Source organism: Rhizobium esperanzae, assembly GCF_002204185.1.
GTDB classification, from domain to species: Bacteria; Pseudomonadota; Alphaproteobacteria; order Rhizobiales; family Rhizobiaceae; genus Rhizobium; species Rhizobium esperanzae.
The window spans coordinates 1-21,275 of record NZ_MXPU01000032.1; the positions used below are offsets into that span (position 1 = coordinate 1).

The 21,275-nt window shown below is 54.8% G+C and carries 16 protein-coding genes; 9 read left to right on the forward strand and 7 right to left on the reverse strand.

Annotation, left to right across the window (positions count from 1 at the left end; translation table 11 throughout):
* Nucleotides 1-199, reverse strand: a 199-nt coding sequence (locus tag B5E41_RS32030; RefSeq protein WP_210191829.1) for a hypothetical protein, incomplete at its 3' end; no start/stop codon positions are given.
* A 124-nt stretch (nucleotides 200-323) separates the two neighbouring features.
* Between B5E41_RS32030 and B5E41_RS29115 the strand changes: the two genes are divergently transcribed.
* Complete coding sequence (locus B5E41_RS29115; RefSeq protein WP_088397092.1) at nucleotides 324-1,577, forward strand: hypothetical protein; 1,254 nt, start codon at nucleotides 324-326, stop codon at nucleotides 1,575-1,577.
* 131 nt (nucleotides 1,578-1,708) lie between these two features.
* On the opposite strand, the gene B5E41_RS29120 is transcribed toward B5E41_RS29115, so the two are convergent.
* A complete protein-coding gene (locus B5E41_RS29120) occupies nucleotides 1,709-1,990 on the reverse strand; it encodes a hypothetical protein (protein WP_088397093.1) in 282 nt (93 codons plus the stop codon).
* A 231-nt stretch (nucleotides 1,991-2,221) separates the two neighbouring features.
* Nucleotides 2,222-3,889, reverse strand: a complete 1,668-nt coding sequence (locus tag B5E41_RS29125) for a replication initiation protein (protein WP_088397094.1) — start codon at nucleotides 3,887-3,889, stop codon at nucleotides 2,222-2,224.
* A gap of 715 nt (nucleotides 3,890-4,604) precedes the next feature.
* Between B5E41_RS29125 and B5E41_RS29130 the strand changes: the two genes are divergently transcribed.
* The 3 genes from B5E41_RS29130 to B5E41_RS29140 all read left to right on the forward strand — a co-directional run bounded on the left by B5E41_RS29130 (nucleotide 4,605) and on the right by B5E41_RS29140 (nucleotide 7,014).
* Nucleotides 4,605-5,405: a hypothetical protein gene (locus B5E41_RS29130; protein WP_088397095.1), complete on the forward strand. Its 801-nt coding sequence runs from the start codon at nucleotides 4,605-4,607 to the stop codon at nucleotides 5,403-5,405.
* Between the two features lie 78 nt (nucleotides 5,406-5,483).
* Nucleotides 5,484-5,798 (forward strand): hypothetical protein, encoded by a 315-nt coding sequence (locus B5E41_RS29135; RefSeq protein ID WP_141098825.1) that lies wholly within the window; start codon nucleotides 5,484-5,486, stop codon nucleotides 5,796-5,798.
* 181 nt (nucleotides 5,799-5,979) lie between these two features.
* Complete coding sequence (locus tag B5E41_RS29140; RefSeq protein WP_095999813.1) at nucleotides 5,980-7,014, forward strand: toll/interleukin-1 receptor domain-containing protein; 1,035 nt, start codon at nucleotides 5,980-5,982, stop codon at nucleotides 7,012-7,014.
* A 70-nt stretch (nucleotides 7,015-7,084) separates the two neighbouring features.
* Here the strand turns inward: B5E41_RS29140 and B5E41_RS29145 are convergent, their stop codons facing one another.
* The 3 genes from B5E41_RS29145 to B5E41_RS29155 are packed head-to-tail and all read right to left on the reverse strand — an operon-like array spanning nucleotide 7,085 to nucleotide 9,247.
* Complete coding sequence (locus tag B5E41_RS29145; RefSeq protein WP_088397097.1) at nucleotides 7,085-7,885, reverse strand: hypothetical protein; 801 nt, start codon at nucleotides 7,883-7,885, stop codon at nucleotides 7,085-7,087.
* 36 nt (nucleotides 7,886-7,921) lie between these two features.
* Nucleotides 7,922-8,740 (reverse strand): nucleotide-binding protein, encoded by an 819-nt coding sequence (locus B5E41_RS29150; protein ID WP_088397098.1) that lies wholly within the window; start codon nucleotides 8,738-8,740, stop codon nucleotides 7,922-7,924.
* Nucleotides 8,741-8,776: 36 nt separating this feature from the next.
* Nucleotides 8,777-9,247, reverse strand: a complete 471-nt coding sequence (locus tag B5E41_RS29155) for a ferrochelatase (protein ID WP_088397099.1) — start codon at nucleotides 9,245-9,247, stop codon at nucleotides 8,777-8,779.
* 502 nt (nucleotides 9,248-9,749) lie between these two features.
* Here B5E41_RS29155 and B5E41_RS29160 point away from each other — a divergent pair.
* Both B5E41_RS29160 and mobF read left to right on the forward strand, forming a co-directional pair.
* On the forward strand, nucleotides 9,750-10,166 hold the full coding sequence (locus B5E41_RS29160; RefSeq protein ID WP_088397100.1) for a hypothetical protein: 417 nt from the start codon (nucleotides 9,750-9,752) through the stop codon (nucleotides 10,164-10,166).
* A 33-nt stretch (nucleotides 10,167-10,199) separates the two neighbouring features.
* Nucleotides 10,200-14,744, forward strand: a complete 4,545-nt coding sequence (gene mobF / locus B5E41_RS29165) for a MobF family relaxase (RefSeq protein WP_088397101.1) — start codon at nucleotides 10,200-10,202, stop codon at nucleotides 14,742-14,744.
* Nucleotides 14,745-16,435: 1,691 nt separating this feature from the next.
* Here the strand turns inward: mobF and B5E41_RS29175 are convergent.
* Entirely contained in the window at nucleotides 16,436-17,497 is a 1,062-nt protein-coding gene (locus B5E41_RS29175) for a nucleotidyltransferase family protein (RefSeq protein WP_088397103.1), read from the reverse strand.
* 262 nt (nucleotides 17,498-17,759) lie between these two features.
* On the opposite strand from B5E41_RS29175, the gene B5E41_RS31965 reads away from it, so the two are divergent.
* The 3 genes from B5E41_RS31965 (at nucleotide 17,760) to B5E41_RS29185 (ending at nucleotide 21,119) form a co-directional block, all read left to right on the forward strand.
* Nucleotides 17,760-17,927: a hypothetical protein gene (locus tag B5E41_RS31965; protein ID WP_176439516.1), complete on the forward strand. Its 168-nt coding sequence runs from the start codon at nucleotides 17,760-17,762 to the stop codon at nucleotides 17,925-17,927.
* A gap of 14 nt (nucleotides 17,928-17,941) precedes the next feature.
* Nucleotides 17,942-18,802: a hypothetical protein gene (locus B5E41_RS29180; protein WP_088397104.1), complete on the forward strand. Its 861-nt coding sequence runs from the start codon at nucleotides 17,942-17,944 to the stop codon at nucleotides 18,800-18,802.
* Nucleotides 18,803-18,932: 130 nt separating this feature from the next.
* The gene (locus tag B5E41_RS29185; RefSeq protein ID WP_176439517.1) at nucleotides 18,933-21,119 is read left to right on the forward strand and encodes a TraM recognition domain-containing protein; all 2,187 of its coding nucleotides are present in this window, start codon (nucleotides 18,933-18,935) and stop codon (nucleotides 21,117-21,119) included.
* Nucleotides 21,120-21,275 lie beyond the last annotated feature (156 nt).

Genomic DNA, 21,275 nt, shown 5'->3' on the forward strand with positions numbered 1-21,275 from the left:
TCACAAAAGCAGAAAGAGCCCCACCTAGAACCGTAATCAACAGAAATTGGAGCGCCAGCTTAAACGCCTCAGGTCCGAGACGATTCGCAATCCAGTCGTAGAAGAACGTCTTATCAGCCAGGAAGAGCGCGGTTATGAAAGAAGCCCCGACGAAGACGGTCCGGATGAAGTTGCGTGACGAAAGCTTGAACAATAGCATCGAAACCATCGCTGTTGGCACCAAGTGGAATGTGCCTGAGAGGCGTCGGCAAGGCAATTGTCATAGCTATCGTGTCCGGCTCTCGGATTATATAAGTTCGGCTGTATTGGGGGCGGGAAGCAAGATGGCGAAGCGACAGATTACAGTTTTCTACGCATGGCAGAGTGATCGCGATACGAAAGGAAATCAGCACTTCATTCGCAGGGCGCTCGATGATGCGGCATCTCGAATAAACGAGGACAGCGCCCTTGGCGTCGAGATGAAGATTGATGCTGACACAGAAGGCGTCGTTGGCACTCCTCCCGTCACCGAAACGATCCTCAACAAGATTCGCTCAGCCGACATCTTCGTTCCCGATCTCACTTTTGTCGCTGAGACCGGCGGAGGGAAACTCGTTCCCAATCCGAATGTCATGGTCGAATATGGCTACGCGCTTCGCTCGCTCACATTCGAGGCCATGATGCCAGTAATGAACATCTATTACGGGGAGCCGGAAAAGCTGCCGTTCGATATGGGCCATGTCAGGCATCCGACACAATATAGCCTTGAGCCGAACAGTCCTGACGGGGTGCGTCGAGCGGCACGCGCGAAGCTGTCAGAAAAGCTAGAAGCCATTCTGAGGCTCATGGTCCAGAATATCGTCAGCAAATCACGGACGGACATTGGCTTTACGCCCACGGGACCGGTGAGGCCGCCCGCGTTTTTCTTTCAGCCGGATGATGTCCTTGTAAACTTCGGCTATCCAGGCGAACAAGAAATGAGATTTAAACGGGATAGAGCGATCTATCTTAGACTCTTCCCGACTTACGCGGACCAACCGCGCGTTGGTTTGACCCGTGCGGTAGAGGTTGCGCAACGACTGTTGCCAATGCAGAGGCTGATCAGCCCTCTGCATAATCGCAACGACTTCGGTGCAATAAGCCTTCAGCCGCACGGCGAAGGCATAACCAGCTTCACTCAGATTTTCGAATCAGGCGAGCTATGGGGAGTCAGCGAGGAGGTATTTCGTTCGGAAACCGCGCCGCACATCCCGGCCATTGGTGTCGAAAAGGCCTTCGCCGCGACTCTGGAAAATTACCGACTTATCTATGAAAAGGTGCTTGAGCTTCGTGCGCCGTTTACCGTCGAATTCGGAGCCGTGGGCATATTTGATCAATATCTTCGTATTCCGAGCGTGGAATACACAAATGGCGAATTTGCAGGGCCGATTCGAAAGCAAAACATCATCCGACGTTTCCAGTTGAACAGCTTTGATCCGGCCGATTGGCAATCAGCTCTGAGAGATTTTCTGATCGATTTTTACGATCTCGTGGCCCGCGACCGGTCATCGGTTTTGACCGACGACCATGTGAAGGCCAACGACATTCCGCCACGTTGATGACCTGACACCACGCACCGAGGCAGGGGAGTTTGCGATTGGTCCAATGCTCATGGCGTTGGTCCGTTCAAACAGACCACTTTGCCAGCGAGCCGGTCGTGAGCGCACAACGACCGACTGAGGAACCAATTTCAGTCCTTTGCCCCGGTGCTGTTGCGACCAAACGCGAACGCTGCGCAACTTGTGCTGAAACCCAGTAAGCCGGTTAGAAGAGTGCCTTTCGAAGCCTCTGGCCCCAAGGGAACAAAGCACACGATCAGGAAGACGAAAAGGCCAGCAATCGACAGTAAGAAAGCCAAGTTCACGAGCGCACTCGTGCCAGTTCCGAGCAGCCTGCCAATCAGGCCCGCTTCGGGCTGGCGGACCTCACTAGATTTCTCATGATCCTTGCTGTGTTGATCATCCACGCTCATGATCCACCCTTCTTTAAAGGCGGGCACCGAGCTGACGACCAGTTGGGGGAGATACTCTGAAAAACCTCACTCAAATGCCTGTCGAGCCATACTACGGGTGCGCCGCAGTTAATTGGCCCGATCAAAAAGGCATGGTATACAGATGTCCCGGACTCCTTCCAACGATCGAAGGTCCTCAAACACCTGCCAGTCGATCAGGTAAATTGATTAAAATGCGAAACTGCAAGTCTGTCAATTGGACCCGATCTCAATTTCGACGGGCTTAGCCGCGACACGTTCCGCACGCATTCTTTTCTCTTCATTGCGGCACGTCTCATAAACGACTTTGCCAAGATCGTATGATTTTGCGGCGTCAACCTTGCGCAGGAGGCGGGTCATGAACGCGATCCGGCTTGCGTGAGCGATCTGGGGGAGGGCGGCAATCTTCATCGCGGTGTAGAGCGCCGATTCCTCGTGCTCTACGAGGCTGTTGGTGATGAAACGCCATGCATTATGATTAGCATCACAATGGGAGACGGCCGCAACTTCATCGGCCGTAAGATCGTCAACGAGCTGTTGGTGCGGGAAAGCTGGACGCTCAACTTTCGGAGCCTGCGACACTGTCATTCGGTAGCCGGTCTCTTTGTCATGATGAACGACTGTGCCCCAGGTCGCTTCAGGCTGTTTTTGAACCGGAGCCGGGTTGGCCGCTATTGGCTTCTTCCGCAGGAAAGAGCACCAGTGAGCGAACGCAGCCGCAATACCTTGTTCATACAGGAGCCCGAAGATTTCGTCGCCGGTTACTAGATCAGCATCCGGCAAGGGCATCGAAGGGTATGCGTGCATTTGGCTGACGTTCGATTTCCAGATTTCCAGCAGCTCAAGGGCATCGTAGCCGGTAAGCGTGGCACCCTGGCGCAGCAGTTCGGTTGAGGGCATCTCACCGTGGAATGTGTCCTCGTTTTTCAGCGAGGCGTTCAGTTCCGCATACCCTTCAGCCGTCAGGGGAGCCTTGCGCTGTTCCTGCAATGGAGCTTCGCGAGGCTGAACGAGGAACAGGATGTAATCGACGGGATTGCCGCGACCCGGCTTTCTGACGACCTCATATGATGCTGTGAAGCGGGTGATGTGCGCCTCGATGTCGGCCGCGACCTTTTTCAAACACCCTTTCTCGAAGTTACCGAAATGGAACTTCCCGTCGAATTGAAAGCATATGTCGCGAACCAGTTCCTCCGGTGTCACGCGCCACGACCGGAAAGGCTCATCCTGCCCTGCGATCAACGCAAGCCGTGGGTAGATGCGAGGCGTGTATTTGCAGCTGAATTTCGGGAACGCGTTGATTTCCAACTTGGTGTAATGGTGCCGGGTAAGAATGATTTGCTTGATCGCGTTGTGGACGCTGAAAGCGATGAATCTTTTGCCGGTAGCCTCATCTCTGATCCAGTCTGGAAACAGGAGAGACATTTTTCCGTTACGCTCGTATCCTGGCACACGGAAATCATACTGGACTTCCGTGTTGTGGAGCTGATCGAGCAGGCTCTGAAGGCGAGCATTATGCTCGATGCCAAGATACTTCTTGGCAACTTCGGCCGAGACGAGGAACTCTTGATTTTCAATTCCCTGGTCGCGAGCGGAAGCCATTAGCAATTCATAGAGCGCATGGCCTTGAGCAGTCAGCACGTCTTCAATCTTGTCGCCCTCGCCCTTTGCACCGATGATCCGGAGATGCTTGATCAGAGCAGCTTGTTTATCGACGGTAGGTTGTTCGGCTTGAGCCAGGACAGGATCGGTGAAGACGGCGGCTCCGCTGCGGGCGTTCAAACCCTTGCGATCTTTGCCGGTGAACTGGTTTTCCTTGGGAACTTTCTGGACGTCCGCCCATGTTTTGCCGTCTGGTCTGGGTGTCAATGTGACAGGCATGCGACTTGCTCTGATGCGTTAAAGTAAGTCTGCAACAGTCGGCGGAATAGACAAAGCTTTTTGTTACCTCGTCACCCGAAAAGTAACGCTAGAATGTTTGTGTTACTAAATGTCGGAGGTTTAAATCGTGAAATGTCAACACTGGTTTCGACATTAAGTAACACAAAGAACGGGTGTTTTTCCAGTATTTACGGGGCATTTCGCTCGGAATCATAAAGGATATACATAAGATATATTCCCTGCCTTGCGGCGAAGCGCTTCGCGCGAAATTACGTTTCGCATTTTTCTTTTCTTTTTTCCCGTGCGCTTCGCGTGATTTTGTTTCAGGGAGATTGAGGCTCTTTCCGTCCATCCTGAACCGCCGCGCGGAGGATGGGCCTGATCGGCGTTGAAAGGGCGTGTCGTTCGAGGCAGACGGGTCATTCCGGGTCGGGCGGGTCATTGAGCTTGGCTCAGGCTCGTGAGAAGGCAATGCAGCATAGACCATTCTGCCGCGACACGAGCTTGTGGGAAGTATCATGGCGGGAAAATTGCCCTGTCGGCCGTCTTCTGAAGTGGCGTGAGATTAATATCGTGGACGAACACAAGCCCACCCTATCAACAATATTTCGATATTCGAAACAACGGGATAAATCTCTGAAATATCGTTTGTTCCTGTTTCCGCCGACAGGCAGAATCGCGTCAGGTAAGAACAAGAAACGGGAGAGATTTACCTATGAAAAAGACTATCGCAAAACTGTTGGCGGGCATCGCCAAGGGCGCTATCGCCGCCGCAAAGGCAATGGGTAAGGGCGGGAAGGCCGCCTGGGATTTCAGCGTTGGCGCTGTTTCCGGCGCGGTGGGTATGATCTTCGGACGTGGTGGTGGCCAAGCTCCGCAGGCCAATGCCGCCGAGGAGATAGAGGAAGCCATTGAAGCCAACGCGGCTCCGGACCTTGACGACGAGGACGAGCTGACGCCGGAAGAGCAGTTCCAGAAGACGGAAGCGCTCGCTCGTGATCGCGCAATGTTCGGTGGTCCGAACAAGGAGCCGATGGCTTATAAGGATGTCCTCGACTACGCCAACGCACCGACCCTGGCAAAGCGCCAGGAGATCGGCGGCCTGATGCCGAAGCAGACGCAAGACTGGCTTATGTCAATGACCAATGGGCAGCTCGACAATCTCGGCCGGGCCGGTGAGTTCGGTATCAAGAATCATATGACCAATTTCCGGCATATCGCGAATGTCCCGAAGCTTAGCTTTAGCAAGGACTATTCCGGCGTGGAGCTTTCCCACAAGGAACCGCTCCCGAAGGATTTCGGCAAAGCAAAGTCGAACTGGACCGCTACCCGCGAGAAGATCGTTGAAGGTTTCGCCGCGAGGGCTCCTGGGGCACCAGCAGCAAAAAACGAACCTAACTTTGGCGAGGGCTACCGCAAGCAGCTCGACATGATGGCCGATCTGGACCAGGACCGTGAGCAGGGCTTTGATTCCGCCCCGGCTTACCGGCCGAAGTCTGCGGGCATGCGCCGGTAAGATTGCGGAAATCAGACATTGATATTACAAGAGGGCGTTCTAGTTACCGCCCTCTTTTCGTTTAGGATTTCGCCGCTTATGGCCCTATCGATGGACCGCCATTTTTTCTCTTCTGAGCGCGAGCGCTTGGGCTTCACGCATGAGAGGTTGGCAGCGGTTCTTGACCTCAACCTATACACGCCGAAGAAATGGGCTGGCGGTTCTCGGAAAATTCCGCCTCATGTCGGCTACGCTCTCGCCGCGCTCGAAAGGGGGTTGGAGCCGATTGGTGCTGATTATCCCGTTCCGGTTCCTCGTCTGATGGGATACGTTTTCGCAGCTATTCAGGCGGGCTTAGAACCCATTGGCAAAGATCATCTTGTTGAGTGGAGCGGCAAGGATAGCAGCGACTAAAATTGGATTCAGCGAGCGTTTCCGCTGTCCTTCATGTCAACATTAGTGAGACATTTCCAGATTATTTCCAGACCTACTACGGTCATGGAGCAGTATCTTTGGTTGCAGCATAACTGTGGTATTTCCCTTTCCGTTCGGTTGCGCTAGAGGATCATGACAACCCACCTCGTAGGTCTTTTCCGTGCAAAAAAAATCGTCCCCCGTTCAGATTTTCCTGAGCCACTCTGCCGCCGACGTAGAACTGGTCAATGCTTTTGAAAATTTCCTCGCGAGAGCGTTGAACATAACCTCTGAGAGTATCTTCTGCTCCAGTCTGGAAGGCCAAGGTGTGAAGAAGGGGGCAAATTTTGTCGATGCGATCAAAGCCAAAGCTATCGAGGCCAAGGCCGTCGTTGCACTGTTATCACCGGCTTATATGGAGAGCCCCTTCTGCCTTGCCGAACTGGGTGCAGCGTGGGCTTTGAATACTCACCGGTTCCCTATCGTCGTGCCGCCGAACTCATTCGAGGTCATGCAGGCCACGCTTCTAGGCGTGGTGGGGGTCAAGCTCGATGACCAAGAAGCTCTTACTCAGCTATTGGAGGATATTGCCGAGGCTCTAGAGCTGCCAGCTGCGACGGCTGGTGTCCGTGTGAGAGCAATGCGTGATTTCTTCAAAGCGTGGCCTGCGCTGAAGGAGGGCATCGGAAAGGCTAAGCGTGTTGACGCTGCCATTCATAAGAAAGCGCTCACCGACCTCGCAGCTTCGCGAGAAGCCTTGGATGCTACCGAAGAGGACCTAGAAAAGGCGAAGGCACATATCAAAGCGCTTGAGGATATTAAGGACCCAAAGCAAGTCGCAGCGGTCAGCAAAGCGTTCGAGGATTCCGACTGGGAAATGGAGCTGGATAAGGCCCTGGGCGAAATAAACGAAATAACGCCCGAGGTTGGTCCTAAAGTTCTGCGGCTTATGATTTTGGAGCTTCTCGGGAAGCAATCCTACCCTGATCTCGGTGACGATTACATGGATCGGGCAATCGAGATCGACGTCTATGATCCCGACTCCAGGTCGTGGAACCATTCCTCGGATGAGATGAAGGCGCTGAAGAAGGGAATGAAACAAGTTGAGGATGTTTTTGAAGAAAACGAAAACATCGTTTCTGGGCTGAAGAGCCAAGGGAGACGCTACAAAACAAGCGACATCCGGTTTTGGGAAGAGCAGCTGGGAATATACTGACTCCAGCTGCTTAGGTCTACTCGGTTGCTCTACTCCCTTCGCGAGCCGCCCCAAAAGGCGGCGAGCCGGGTCAGGCCGCAACCCGTTTCCGGCTACCCCACCACCGACCAAGGCCGACCCCGGTCACGAGACCGGCTGCCAGAAGGCCCCAGGAGCCGATTTTAACGACGAGCTGCGTCCAGATGAGCTTTACCCCGTTGACGCCCTCCACGCTGTTGAGGGACGGCCCCACGGCGATTGTTGGCTTGCAGGCGGGAGCGCCCCGAAATTCGGTAGTGCCAACACCCCCACATTCCGCGAGAACGCGGTTCATGTCGTTGTTGGCGAATACCTTGAGGGCGGCCGATGCATCAGGGCGAGCCATCAGGTTCTCAAACCGGGCGGCAGTGGCAGTGACGCTATCGCGTCCGACAACGTAGCCGACTGCCAGGCAGAGCAGGGAAATCGCGGCGACGCTGGTTGCGATCTTGGAGAGCCGAAATGTCTCACGCTTGGCAGCTTCCTTGGTGACGAGCATGTCAACATTGCGGACCAGATCGCCAAGGCTCTTTTCAAGTGCGCCTTCGACCTTGGAAATGAGATCGGCAGGCATGGCAGCGAGCGCCTTGCTCATACCAGCTTCAATATCGGAGGACACGCCAGCGCGGAGGTTGGACATCAGCTCCTCGACCTGGTGCTTAAGGTCGTCGGAAACGCCGGAGGTCATGCCCCCGGTTTTGGCGAGAACGCAGAACATGACAGAAACCGGATCGTCGCGGCCGACGTTGGCTTTAGTCATCATGTCCCAGGCAAGGGCGGTTTCGTCCCTCGTGAGATCGAGGGCCGAGGCAACTTGCTTGAAGTAGCTGGTGGTTTCAATTTCGGCACGCATGACGCCATACCTCTTGCTTGATGAAAACTCGGCCCCTTAGAGGCCGAGTTTGTCGCCAACCGACTTGAAAGCGGTGTCGGCGTTTTCGATGAATTTCATCAGGCGGGTGCGATCCGTGAGCGTCATGTCCGCACTATCGACAGCCTGCCGGAAAGGAAGGTTGGCAGCATCCAACTTGGCAAAGATGCCGGGGTGCAGGGCAGGGAAGTGGATTTCCTTACCGCCCATGGCTTCGAGATCGGATTTGGCCTTGCCACCCTTTTTGACGCCGTTGCTGTCTTCGAAGCCATACCAGAAGGGGAAATCTTCGTCCTTCGTGCCCCAGGCCTTGTTGACGACGGCGACATGATCCGCCTTGTCACCGAAGACATTAATGTAGTCGCGGACAGACTGCGTAGCCGCTTGAACGTTCGAGATCGCATGAAGAAGGGTGAGCCTGTAACCCTGGCTTTCAACTGCGGAAAGGAAACCGGATACGCCGTCGCCGTCGTCAACGATCCGGGTGATTTCGTTGAGCGAACCACCAGCCATATCAACCAAGATCGTGTCCGCGCCGTTTTCGATATTGTCGAGAAGCTGCGACCGCTGGCTGTCTGAGCGAACGTCGAAATAGGCGATGCCGATCATTGGGTCTTGATCCTTCAGGAGCGCTTTGTTGCCGTCGCGCGTCCCGTAGGAAATGAGCAGGGTGCCGGTTCCGCCGTCGGCGTCATAGATCGCTACCGGCATTTTTTCGTGCCGGTAAAGATCGGCAAGGGCGCGAGCAATCACAGATTTACCAACCCCGCCTTTGTTGTTCACGATGAGGATCAGGCGCTTCTTATCAGAAGACTGCGCAGCAGTTTTGGTTGCCATTTCACAATTCCCTTTACGCTAAACTGATTGGGATAACTAAAGATCGTTCTCGTTGAACGCTCCGCCCATGGTGGGCGACTTATTGAGCGACTTGCTTTTGGACTTGTCTCCGCCGGTTCCGGCCTGTTCCGCTCCGGCGTCAGGCCCGCTCTCCGAAACTTTTTCGGAAGCTGTCTGCAAAGGCTTAGCCGGATTGTTCTTCCTGGAAGTCGAGCGTGACTTGCCTTCCGGCTTCGTACCGGTTTCGCCGCGATCTTCGCGCTTGAGTTTTGACCACGTCGCATCGAAGCTGGCGGTCGTCGTCTTGATGCCTAACTCGGCAAGAAGGGGAACGATAGCATCGGACCTATAGCCAGCAGCTTTCGCACGCTCGATTGCCTCCTTTACGGACGGCTCGCGCAGGTGGTCAGCAAGTGTCTTGGATTTCGGATTGGGCGTTTCCGCCAGTTTGTTCAGGGCTTCGGCAATCTTCGAATAGTCGATTGCCTTTTCTTTTTCCGCAGCCATCGGATTAATCTCTCGTCTGGTTTCGATGGTCGCTATAGGTGCTCGTTGTCCACCAGTTAGTCAATGGTAGAAGTTCGCGTTCCCGAATGTTTCTTGCTCGAAGTTAACGAGAAATTACAGAAGCGTTCAAAGAACGGTGCGCAATCATCACGTTATGAATTCATTCCGGCTAAAGCCTTCATTCATTCCTGCGTTATTCGATTGCTGGTAATTGATCAATGACGCTTTGCGTTAACTGCAGTTGTCGAGACGTTCAGAACGGAATTCAAGAGCCGTTCATGGAGCGGTCAGAATGAAGTCAGGAAAGAGTTCTTAATAGAATATTCACGCATTCGCTTGTTGATTTCGTCGGCTTATTGCTACCCTCCGAGGATGCAGCTACGTTCTAAGGAACTTGCTGATGACACAATAAGCACCTCCGGTGCGGCTATTGTGTCCGCGAAATCGCGGAAAGGCCTGCTGCGCGGCCTTTTTGGGGTCGCCAAAAATTAGGAAAGACGACATGACAGGCAGAAAAGTTGGCAGGCCGAAAAAGGTGGTTCCAGAGGGTTCAACTAAGGTCACGATGCAGCTCTCGTTTGAAACCAAGGCTCTCATGGAGAGCGAGATGGAACTGCGCGGGATCGAATACCCTGCCGTTTATTTTCGCATGCTGATCGAGGCCAGCTCCACTTTGCTTCCTCTCGTTCAAGATCGCGACAGCGAGCTTGCCGAGATGCGGGAGATGCACCGTGAGACGAAAGCGATGCTCCGCGTCATGCAGCGCACCCAGGCTGATCTCATGCGTGCCCTTGAGATCGAACCGGCCGCCGAGCCGTCAACTGATTTTGTTGACGAGATAACTATGGATGGCGACTTCGCGGAGGAGCTGGAAGTCAAAGAATTTGTGCGTCCGTCGTGGACTGGCACCGCGCGATAATTAGGCGAATTTCATTTTATAAGGGATTGCCAAATGGAAGATTTAACGACCGTAAACAGCCTCGAATATTACCGAGAGCAGGACAAGGACAGCCGCCGCGAGACGTTGCAGTATCACACTGACAACGAGACGATTGAGCGCGGACACGGCATGATGGGTGTTTGGGAAGTTGTCGCTGATGACGCCGCCGAGCCGATCTCGAAACAGATTGTCGCTGGCGAGCAGGTCCAGTGGGACGTGATCGAGCCGTTGAGCCGTGCGGAGAATCCGGACACTGGCGAGGCGTTCGACATTACCCGCAACAGCGAGACAGCAATCAACGCTCGCGACCTTACTTATTCACAGCCGAAGCCTCTTTCCATTCTTCACGGCGTGTTCAAGGCAGCCGGGGAAAGCAGCGTTGGCGAGGAAGCCGACCTTTATAAGCAGATCGCGAATATCGTTCATGACGGCCACATTGTGGGCGTCAAAGCAGCTCTTGCCCTCCATCACCGCGAGGGTTCATTTGCCGTCCGCTACGGCCAGGGCGGCAAGATTCGGACGGGTGCAGCGTATGTTGCTGGCGCTCGTTTCGATCACTTCACCAGCCGCGACGGCGACATGCAGCTTCATTCGCACGTCGTTTTCCCGAACGTTGCTCGTGCGCCTGATGGAACTATCCGGACGTGGGATAGCCATAAGTTCACCGTCTTACGCGGCAAGTCGTCGGCGGTTTTCAGAACGGCCTCGATAGACTACGTAAAGCGCGAGCTTGAGAAGATCGGAATCAAAATCCACTTCTCTAAGGATGGCCGGAACTTCAAGATCGACGGTATCGAGTCGAACGTCACCGAACACTTTTCGAAGCGCCGGACAGCGATCCTGAATAAGATGTATGCGGCAGGATATACCAACACGGCAAACCACCGTAAGGCTGCGCAGATTGTCAGCTACAACACTCGCCGTGACAAGTCGCTACTGCCGCCCATGCCGGAACTTTATGACCGCTGGAAGTTCGAATTGAGTCAGTTCGGACACACGGCTGAGACTCTTCTTCAATCCATTCGAAACGCCGCTGTTGAGAGGGAAGCAAAGAAAGAGGAAGTATGGAAGGAACTAAAGGCGAAGGCCGTTGCAAACGGTGTCGCAATTCCGGCGATACGTCCGGACCTGGACCCTGAACAGGTTGCGCTGAGGTCCGTCAAAGACATCACCGAAATGGAAGCTGTATTCGAACGTGCCAAGTTCGAGACGACCATGCTTGAGCATATGCAAGTCATGACGAACGCCGAGACAGCGCTTGCCACAGTCGAGAAGGTAAAGGCCGAAGGTGCCTATGTGAAGGTCGGTGTGAAAGGCCGGTCGAAGGAAGGCGTATTCACCGACAGCAATACACTGATGGAAGAATATGAGCTGATGGACCTTGAGAAGTCCATGCGCGGAAACATCGCCGCTATCCCGAAGCGCTTCATTGACGAAGCAATTGCCGAGGGCTTTGACGATGGCAAAGGAGGCCGGTTCTACCTTAACAAGGAACAAGCCGCCCTTGTCTACCACCTGCTTTCCGGCAGTCAGCGAGCCGACGGGATCGGTGACGCGGGAACCGGCAAGACAACCACCATGAAGGTCGTTGCCCGCGCTCTTGAGCTTGCCAGCAATTACGAGGTTTCCCAAGGCCGCGCCCCTTACAAGTTGGTCTTGACCGCGCCGACCAACAAAGCCGTGACCCTTCTCTGCAAGGAGATCGGAATTTCGAGCGATAACGGCTATTCGGTTACCCGCTTCATCATGGACGCCGAGAAGGGCAAGCTTAAGCTTGATGAGAAGACCGTTGCGTTGATCGATGAGGCGGGGATGGTCTCCCGTTCCGACCTCCTTAAGATGAACCGGCTTTCTGCAGGCATTGCGGTGGATGGAGTTGGAGGCAATCGCCTTTTGGCTATCGGCGACCCAAAGCAGCTCCCGCCGGTCCAGGCAGGCGCACCTTTCCGCATGACCACGGAAGCTTTTGGCGCTGGCCGTTTGATGGAGATCGCTCGCCAGAGGGAGGCATGGGCACGCCAGGCATCGAAAGACTTGGCTAACGGCAATGTTCGCGACGGCATCATGGCGCACGCGGATCGTGGGGCTTTCCTGATCCTCGACAGTGCCGAGGCTGTCTATGACAAGACAATCGAGCTGGCGATGAAGAAGGAGGGTGAGTTTCCTAGCAGTGTCATCGTTACTGCGCCGACCAATGCCGAGCGCCGAATGTTGAGCCGTCGTTTGATTGAGCAGAAGATTGAGGCAGGCTTCCTGACGGGACCGCAATATTTCTTCGACCATGCCGACCGAGGCACGGACGACATTCAGAATTCGCTTATCATGGTGGGTTCAGTCCTTGCCCTTGCCGAAAGTGTGAAATTCAATGACGAGCGCTATGCCAACAATGCAATGTGCCGCGTCATTCATATCGAGCCAGATGGCGAAGAGGGCGAGCCCTATGTGACCGTCAAATGGGATGATGACAGGGAGACAACCTTTAAGCCGTCACAGTTCGTCGGTTATCGTGAGGAAGACGATCCGCTCGCCAATATTCCGAAGCTCGCCCCCGCTGATGTGTTGACCGAGCACCAAACTCAAGGGCTTACGGCTTGTGTCAACATACGCCCAATCACCAAGGCTATGTCGACACAGAGCGCATACGTCTCTCTAACGAGGCAGAAGGACGAATTTATCGGCATCATCGACGGTAGCCGGATCGAGAACGACATTGCCGCCAAGGAAGGCAAAGTGTTCACGATGGGCAAGGATGGTTCCAGCCGTCAGGAAGACGACGTGCCGGAAGCAGTCGTTACCCGCGAGATGATCCTTGAGCGATTTATCGAGGAATGCGAGCGCACAAACTCGAAAGCAAACGCTTGTGACTTTCTTGGAGGCGCGAAAAAATTTCATGAGAACTATCGCGAGCATTACGACGCGAAGTTTGAGAAAACGAATGATCTATATAATCCAGAAAACAGGGCGGAACAGAAAGTGGAAAAGAGACAGGAAGCAAAACCGGAAGGAGTAGAGAACGAACAACGGAAGCCTGTCAGGCCACCAATGCCACGCAGTCTCGGAAGAGAAAGGGGGGCCGTTTTTAGTGCCGCCGCAAAAGAACTGGAAGAGATCGCGCAACGTCGCACGTCGGCAGTAGCAGAACCGGAGATTGCCAAAAGCCCGAAGATTCAGGCTGCAAAAGAGAAAATCGCGGAGCGTGTCAGCAAGCGTCTTCCGACCGAAGAGCTTGACAGAATGGTGCGGCACCCTCTCGTGCATTATTTCCAGAGCGTTCACGGCTTCTCATATCAGGCCGCCTACATTCCAAAGAACGGCGTCGAGGGCCATATCCTTCATAAGGAAAATGTCGGCAAGATTTCCGTCATTCAGAAATCCGACGGCTCTTGGAAGTGGGCTACCCGCGACGGCAGCTTTAACGGCGTCATTTGGGATTACGCAGTCTGGCGTGGAGCTGCCAAAGGTGACGCTTTGCGGATCGTCAAGGAAGAGCTTGGCGGCAGTCTTTATACAGCCCCCCGTCCTACTCCTCGCCTTCCTGCCGAGCAGCGGGCCCCGAAGACCTTGGCCGAACGCATTCAGTTGGGCGGCGTGAAGGACTACGTGACCGACACCTACGCCGATATGCGTAAGTGGGTTGGCAGCATGATGGACCGGACGATGAAATACGGCCGAGGCGTCAATCCGTATCTGCGCGACGTTCGAGGGATCGATGTTCAGACACAGCGTTGCTTCCCCGGCCAGATCGGCACGGAAAGCAGCATGGGTAAGAAGAACCCGAGCGGCGCGACGTTTGCTCACAAAGACCTTGAGGGCAATATCTGGAACGTCGAGCGCAAGGGCATCAAGCAGGAGGGCGCGAAGCGTTCGTTCTCTGAAATGGGACCCGGAACGAAGCGTCTTGGTCTCCTTGGCGATGTTCAGAATCCAAGCCGTATCTATGTCGCGGAATCGATCATTGATGGCATTTCCTTGTTCCAGGCAGACGGCCGACCGGAGCGCTCTTTGATCGCATCGACTTTTGGCAATCCGTCGGACGAGGGCTTGCATGACCTTCACGAGCTGGCGAAGCGTAACCCCGGCGTTGACTTCCATATCGCCATGGACAACGACAGCGCAGGCCGCAATTTCGCAGCTATGGTTGAGGACAGCATGAAATTGGCACGCGGCGAAGATGCTACTGTAGTGGATCGTCGTCCGCCAGTCGAATACAAAGATTGGAACGATCAGGTTCGCGGCATCAAGGTAACGGCCGAGGACAAGGCAGCAGAAGAGCATAAGGCTCGTTCTCTTGCTGAAGATCGGGCAAAGGCCGCAGCACTTCGCGAGAGCAAGGAGCAGCAGCTGGTTCGCCGTCCTCCGTTGCCGCAGGCACCAGGTCAGCCGGTCGCACAGCAGCCAGCAGCCGCCCAAGAGCAGCGCCGCCCACCATTGCCGCCGCTGTCGCGTCCAGCGTCCAGATGGGAACGCCCGATCATGGACTCGGAAGCTGAGGCACGCCGGAAGAAAAAGGAGCTGGAAGAGCAGCGGGCTCAACAGCCCAAGGGACCGACACGTTAAAGCCTCAACCCCACGAAATGAGAGAGCGTCTTAGGCCGCTTTTTCCTTGTGCCTTGCAAGCCGCTGGAACCAGCGTTTTGCCCGACGGCAACAAGAGAAGACGCTATGTTGGTAACATCGATCACCCCGGACAGGGACCAAAATACCCCCGCGAATCGGAGTTTGTGCCATGTAGCACAATCCTTACTTGCGCGGCACTTACAATAGTTTGTTGTCCGGGGATGAGCCGCTGTGACCACGCTGTACCGTCTGAGCGCCAAGACCAAACCGTCAGAACGTTGTGAGAATCATCTTGCGCTCTATAGAAACCCCACCATCTTTCTTGTGTGCCTCCTCTTACGAGCCACGCGGTGCGTGCGGCTACTCCCGCAGGTACAACGACACGCCAGCTCAGATTCAATGTGCAGTCAGGATGACTACTTGCGGCAGGTGAATAGAGTGAAAATAAAACGTATATAAGGGACGACCATTTAGCTCGCATTCGATCCTCCTCACAGTGAAATGTCAATGAAGTCTAATATACGTGCTTCTCGCGACACGCATCATAATTGTGCCGCGAAATATTCTTGAGCAATCATCGGAAACGTCCTGTCCAACTCTCTCGCGAAGCGGGACATCGGCGACGGGATCGAGGACGAGTGGCCCCCCGCAGCTTTCCGCGATCACAGGTGCGATTAATCAGGGCCTCGTGAACCGTGGCGTTTCCTTGGACGAGATCGAGCGGTTTGTATTTGCCGAGCGCCAGCTTGAGGAAGATCGCGGCTTGGGCGTCAGGCCGAGTTCTGGCGCACGCTGCAGTGTTCCGAAGGTTTGTCTCAGGCTTTCTGAGACATGCTGACGTGTGCGCTAATCCAAATGAACGAATTGATTGCCCTCGGCTCTTCAAATATATTAGAAGTTGCTTAACGGAGGGTGGGATGTCGGGGCGTTCGCTACTCAGAATCACTGTGGTGACAATTTTCGGCATGGGAGGTTGGTCGCCGTCTCTTGCACAGTTCGAGTGTTTCCCCGGTCCGATACGCGAGACGGAAGAAAGAGGTCTACAAAGCGAAGCTATCGATGCGATGGTCGATGGGGATAGAGAACTCGCGTGTGAGGCATACGAGAGGCTTGTTCAAATGCTACGAGGTGACCAAGGGATTTATGCGTCCTGTGGGTTAGTTAGCTTCCGCATTAGTTTGGAGAAACGGATTAGGTCCTACCAAAGGAAAATGGATCGGATGAAATGCTAAACGTGGGAGGGTATCGTGCTAAGATCGCTGCTAACTTTTTGGTTTCTTCTTGTTGTGCATTACTGGCCAAGTTATGTGTCGGCTGACCAGACCCTAAATTTAGTATACGTCAACTGCAGCTCTAAAGACGAAAAAGTATGCAGAGACGCATATTGGACTGAAGGATCGCATTGTAGCTGGCAGGGAAATTGCTTTAACGAGGCGAGCCAGAAATTCGGCATTTGCTTGAGCAGTTGTGATTACGACAACAACAGCAATTACTGCCCCCAGTTGTGCGATAAGTTATATTGGGACGATGCCAAGCGGGCGGACACTTGCAGAAGTTCTTGCGATTAAAAAGTGCGCTTGGGTTGGGCACCATTATGTTGATCCATAATCAAAGAAGGAGTGGTTGCTGAGCATGTCGCGAACGAAAACCAGCCGTCAGGGGCCTCACTTTTAACGAAAGGGGCCTGCTGATTATAGGGTTGGTATCGTCCCGTAGATTCGATGGACAGCCGGTTCATATTCTTCCGGGATCGCCTCGATACCTTCTGCAAGCGCTCCTTTCCAAGCTGGCCCGCGTGCCCACGCCTCCCGAAAGACATCGGCCAGATCGCGCCCACCACCCGTTTGCTGCAGCCCTTCGAACAGCATCCCGGCCTGGCGCAAGTCCTTTTCCTTTTTCGCTCTGCCACCGGCATCTTGGAGACGTCGACCGGCGACGATCAGCTTGTGGACCGCATACCGTTCGGGAGCAGGCACGACGACCGAGATACCGGCACCATGCAGCAGGATCGAGCGCACCGGATCGCGCAGCAGAAAATCCATGAATCGGAGAGGTTCGGCCGCAGCTCCACCAAGAGCGGGCATTGGAGCCGGTTCGTCCGCGTATTCCTCAGACCCCCGGTTTGTGGTCAGAAACTCCACCCGGTAGCCCGCCTGATTGCGAAAGGCATTAGAGCGAGCAGACCCGGAGATATGAGGAAGCGCACGGAACGTAGGATCGATGCCTTTCAGGAGATCGAGGACCGGAGGCAACGAATCCGCGACTTCGGAAGAGATCGCGTAATCTTGCGCTATGTCGGCATCACCTGTCAGGATCGCGGCCATGGGCAATCTGATACCAAGCAAGGGCGCGTAGCATTGGAAAGCGACCGTGCCCACGAGGACACCCCGGAGCCGGAACAGACCGGCCGCAGCAAGCGCCTCGACGATCTCGCCAGTGAACCGATCCGGAGCTAGCAATCCAGCTTCCCGCGTCAGGACCGACACGAGCTTTCGACGACCTTTATAATCGGATTTCTCACCTCGGAAGGTTTGAACCCGGGCCGAGATTTCGGGATCGTCTGCAGGGCCGACATACCGGCGCTTTTGCCCACCCGCGCCATCAGGCTCATCGAAATACCAGTAGGCCCGATTATTGACCTTGACCGAGACAAAGCGGCCAGTCGGCGGGAAGTCGGCCGCCCAGGCGTCGTCAAATGACCGCTGTTGGAGTTCAGCAATAATCGTTCTGAACATCATGTCGATTTGCTGCATTCCGCACTCCTATAACAAGTTCGGAAATCTAGTATAGCAAACTGGATTGTGCAAGCAGGAGGCGAGGCGCAAGCCGTCCGTCTGTTTCTCTGCTCCCAGGCAAACTCCTTATAAAAGGGGCGCTTCTTTACGGTTGGTTCATTCTGAATCAACGGCTCATTACCTAAATAACTGCCCGTTAAGCGTGTCTGTCGTTAGCTGCTGACATATCTATTCAGGTGCCCGGTGGGCACGTTACGTTGCTGACGTATTGGATTGTTGAATGGGAACCACCATGACCACCACGAGCCTTGTTCTCTCCGAAGAGCAGACCAGAATCCTAAAAGCCGTCGCAGCAACCAGAATGATAAAGGGCACCGAAACGAGCGCATCGGTTTCGGCCGTCATCAGAAAATTGATTGACGACAACATGAGCGCGTTCCGTTCGTAAGTGGAAGCGCGATAATGGCTCTCGCCTTTCCTCCTGTCAAAGTCAGCAATCTGTTGTCGCGCAGACGCCTAAAGAGCGTTCCGGAGATCATCCCGCTGCAGATCGAGGGCGAGCTTGCGAGGCCTATCGAGCCGGACGAAATCGTCATCCCAAAGGGATACCTGCCGAGCAACTGGTATCGTCTCGGCATTTCAGAATTTGCGAATTGGGGAGCGGTTTACACCCGGCGCATTTCGCTATTGTCGGGACGCTTCATGTATCCCATGCTGGCCGTCGGCCTTTTCGCTGGCTACCACCTGGCTGTTGGTGCGGCGGGACAGTTCTTTCCGGAGATCGACGCACTCCCGCATTTGCCGGTTCGCATGAATCTGGACCCTATGCCCCCCGCTTGGATCGCCAGCAATCTCGCGACCGACCGCAAGACCTACTTTGACCTGGGCGGCGGCTTGCAAGGCGATGACACCTTGGCCTGGATGGCGTCATATCGTCCGTTGCCAACTGGCATGACGGCGGCCGACCTTGACCAGCTCGCAGCAGCTATCAAGGCTGATCTCCCCAAATATGGGGCAGCGACCGACAAGTGGAAAACCGTCAGAGGTCTTTCCAATGCGCCAACGATCACCCGGCCCGCGAAGGCCATTGCCGAAAATGGCGACCAGCTGAAAACCGGGATCGTCGTTGTCTTTGACGACAGCGCCGTGGTTCCGGTTGTCTCCCATGTCACGGGCGAATGGTCCGTCCTTCTCTTCAAGGGTGCCGCCTGCAGAACACTTCTTGGACCTGTCCCGGCCGGTTGCGCAGACACGCGCACGCCGAACGGTATCAGCAAGGAAGCTCGCAGCGTCCTTTCCATGATCGACCCCAGGAAGGCTTGAAATCATGTTCCGACATTTGACGAAGCGCCTTCTGCGCTCGACGGACTACCTTTTCCCACGCTCGTCCGATCTCGTAGCGTTCGGAGAACAAATGTATCCCCGTCGGGATCACCCGGCTATGTGGGTGGACTTGCCGGACGATCTGCGTCGCGGTTGGCTGTGGGACGGCCAGTTGCCCGACGGCCGAGACGCGGCCAACCTTTGCTTTCAATACATCAAGGAACGCGATCTGATCGCCCTTGGCGAGAGGGCTGGCCGTCAGGCTCTCAAGCTGACGGCTTTCCTAGCCGCTGGCGTGTCGCTCCTCGCGTTTCCGCAATTCCTGCCGGTGATCGACGCCCTCCCTGATTTCCCAATGTGGGCTGTGGATAGCCACGCTTACGGCGCTCTTGGTGCCTGGGCGCTGCAGTCGGTCGCCATGATGGCTTGGTCCACGGCTACCATCGTTATCAGCAACGGATGGCCGCTTCTTCTTCTGCTTCCCGTCTTCGCCTGGTTCGCGTTCCTTGAGGGCATGAAGAGCCTTTGGAATAGCGTTTCCTACAATATGCGTCGGCCGACGATGGACGCGCTGGTGGCGGATCACAAAGGAACACGCCGCGATATTCAATATGATGCTTACAGCAGTCTCGCGGTTGACGTTTCTAGTGACCGGCTCAAGGATTATCCTGTTATCAAAGTCGGGCGTTCGACCGGTATGATGGCGGCCGCAGGCGTCCCAAGTGCCCCGGCAAAAGATACGTGGCTTAGCATCGACGGCCACAGTGTCATGCGACACATTCTGGCTTTCGGTGATACTGGCACTGGCAAAACCCGTCTGTTCTTGCAGCCGCTTTTCAAGAATCTGATCATCGACGCTGTTTGGCCGAAGGGCCACAAGGCAGGAGCCTACATTACCGACGGAAAAGGCGTCCTCTGGCGCGATGTTTTGCCGTTTTGCGGGCCGAGAATGGATGACGTGCGGATTATCGGCGTCGGAGAGGGCCAATACGGGGTCGATCTCGTCAAGGGTATGACGCCCCCGGAAGTCGCGGAAGCCATCAGAGGTGTGGGAACACAGCTTGGCGGGGGAGCTGACAGCAGCAAAGATCAGTTTTGGGTCAAGAAGGGTGCGAACATTGTCAAGCATACGGCTTGGATCGCGCTTGCTCTCGAATCCAATCCGGAGGTGTTGGCTGGCTTCATTGAAGCCGAGGAATGCCGACCATACTCGCTCATGGGGATCAATCTCCTCGCATGTCGGGAAGACTTGGCCGACCAGGCGATTAAGGTTGTCAAAGACCTTGCCAATCTGAATGATGACGAGGCCGAACCCGAAAAGGGAAGGCTGCTGCGAAAGGCCGTTAAATCCGGAACTTGGATCAAGCTCGAATATCACAATGTCGCGGACACGACGAAATCAGGCTTTAAGTCTAATGTCGAAGACCTGTTTTCCGTCATTGACGACGACGACGCACTTAGCGAGCGTTTCTGCACCGGCATCTATGACGAGGCTCGAACCGTCGAAATCGATCACTGCCTGAAGGGCGGAATTACGATGCTGGCGATTGGTGCGGGCGCGAAAGCTGGCGACTTCGGCCAATTTATTGCCGTGTGGCTGAAAACCCGCCTCATGCAAACAGCCCGCGCCAGGAACGAAGCGGATTCGCATATTGCAGAGAAATTTTCTTGCGCGATGTTTGCCGACGAGTATCAAATGCTCGCGACAAAAGGCACGCCAAATAGTTGCGGAAAATTTTGGAATGTAGCCAGAAGCAGCGGCCTCTACCTCGTGGCCGCAACTCAAAGCATGGCGGCCGTTGAGGACGCTGTAGGCACGACCGCAGCCCGCAATATCCTGTCGAACATGTCCACCCGCGTACTTTTGAAGACAAAGGAAAAGGGCACGCTCGATTATTATCGCGAGCTGCTTGGACAGTCGATGCAGGTGGTTTCGACGCTGAAAGGCGTTTATTCGAACCATGCCGCGATTACGCGGAAGTTCGGCCCGCCGAAGGCTTTCGTGAGCTTGGGCGCAAGGGCGGGGTTGTTGCCGACGCGCTTTGCTGCGCCGACCTCGACGCTCCCGATCTATGACACGGCGCACTTGCTCGCGGCGAACGAAAGTATGCCCGTCGAGAAGCAACAGCACCCCTCGGAGATCATCAAGCGCCAGGAAGATATGATTATGAAAGCGATCTCTGAATCCAGCCAGTGGAAGGACAAGATCAGCATTGATGACATGACCACGGGCGACGGCTACGCGCTTGTGATCGCGGAACGTGGCGGCAGCACTCGCTACGATTTCGTAGACCTCAAGCCAATCCTGAACGTGTGAGGCGGGGAAATCCCCGCTCCATTTCCCTCATAGGTAGGGAATAGAGACAAACAGGAATCTTGGATTGCCTAAACATGTAGCGTATTTTTTCGATACTAAGTTAGAGCTTAACCTACTGTTTTTAAAGCGAAAATGACTTTCGCGCCCTTGACAGAT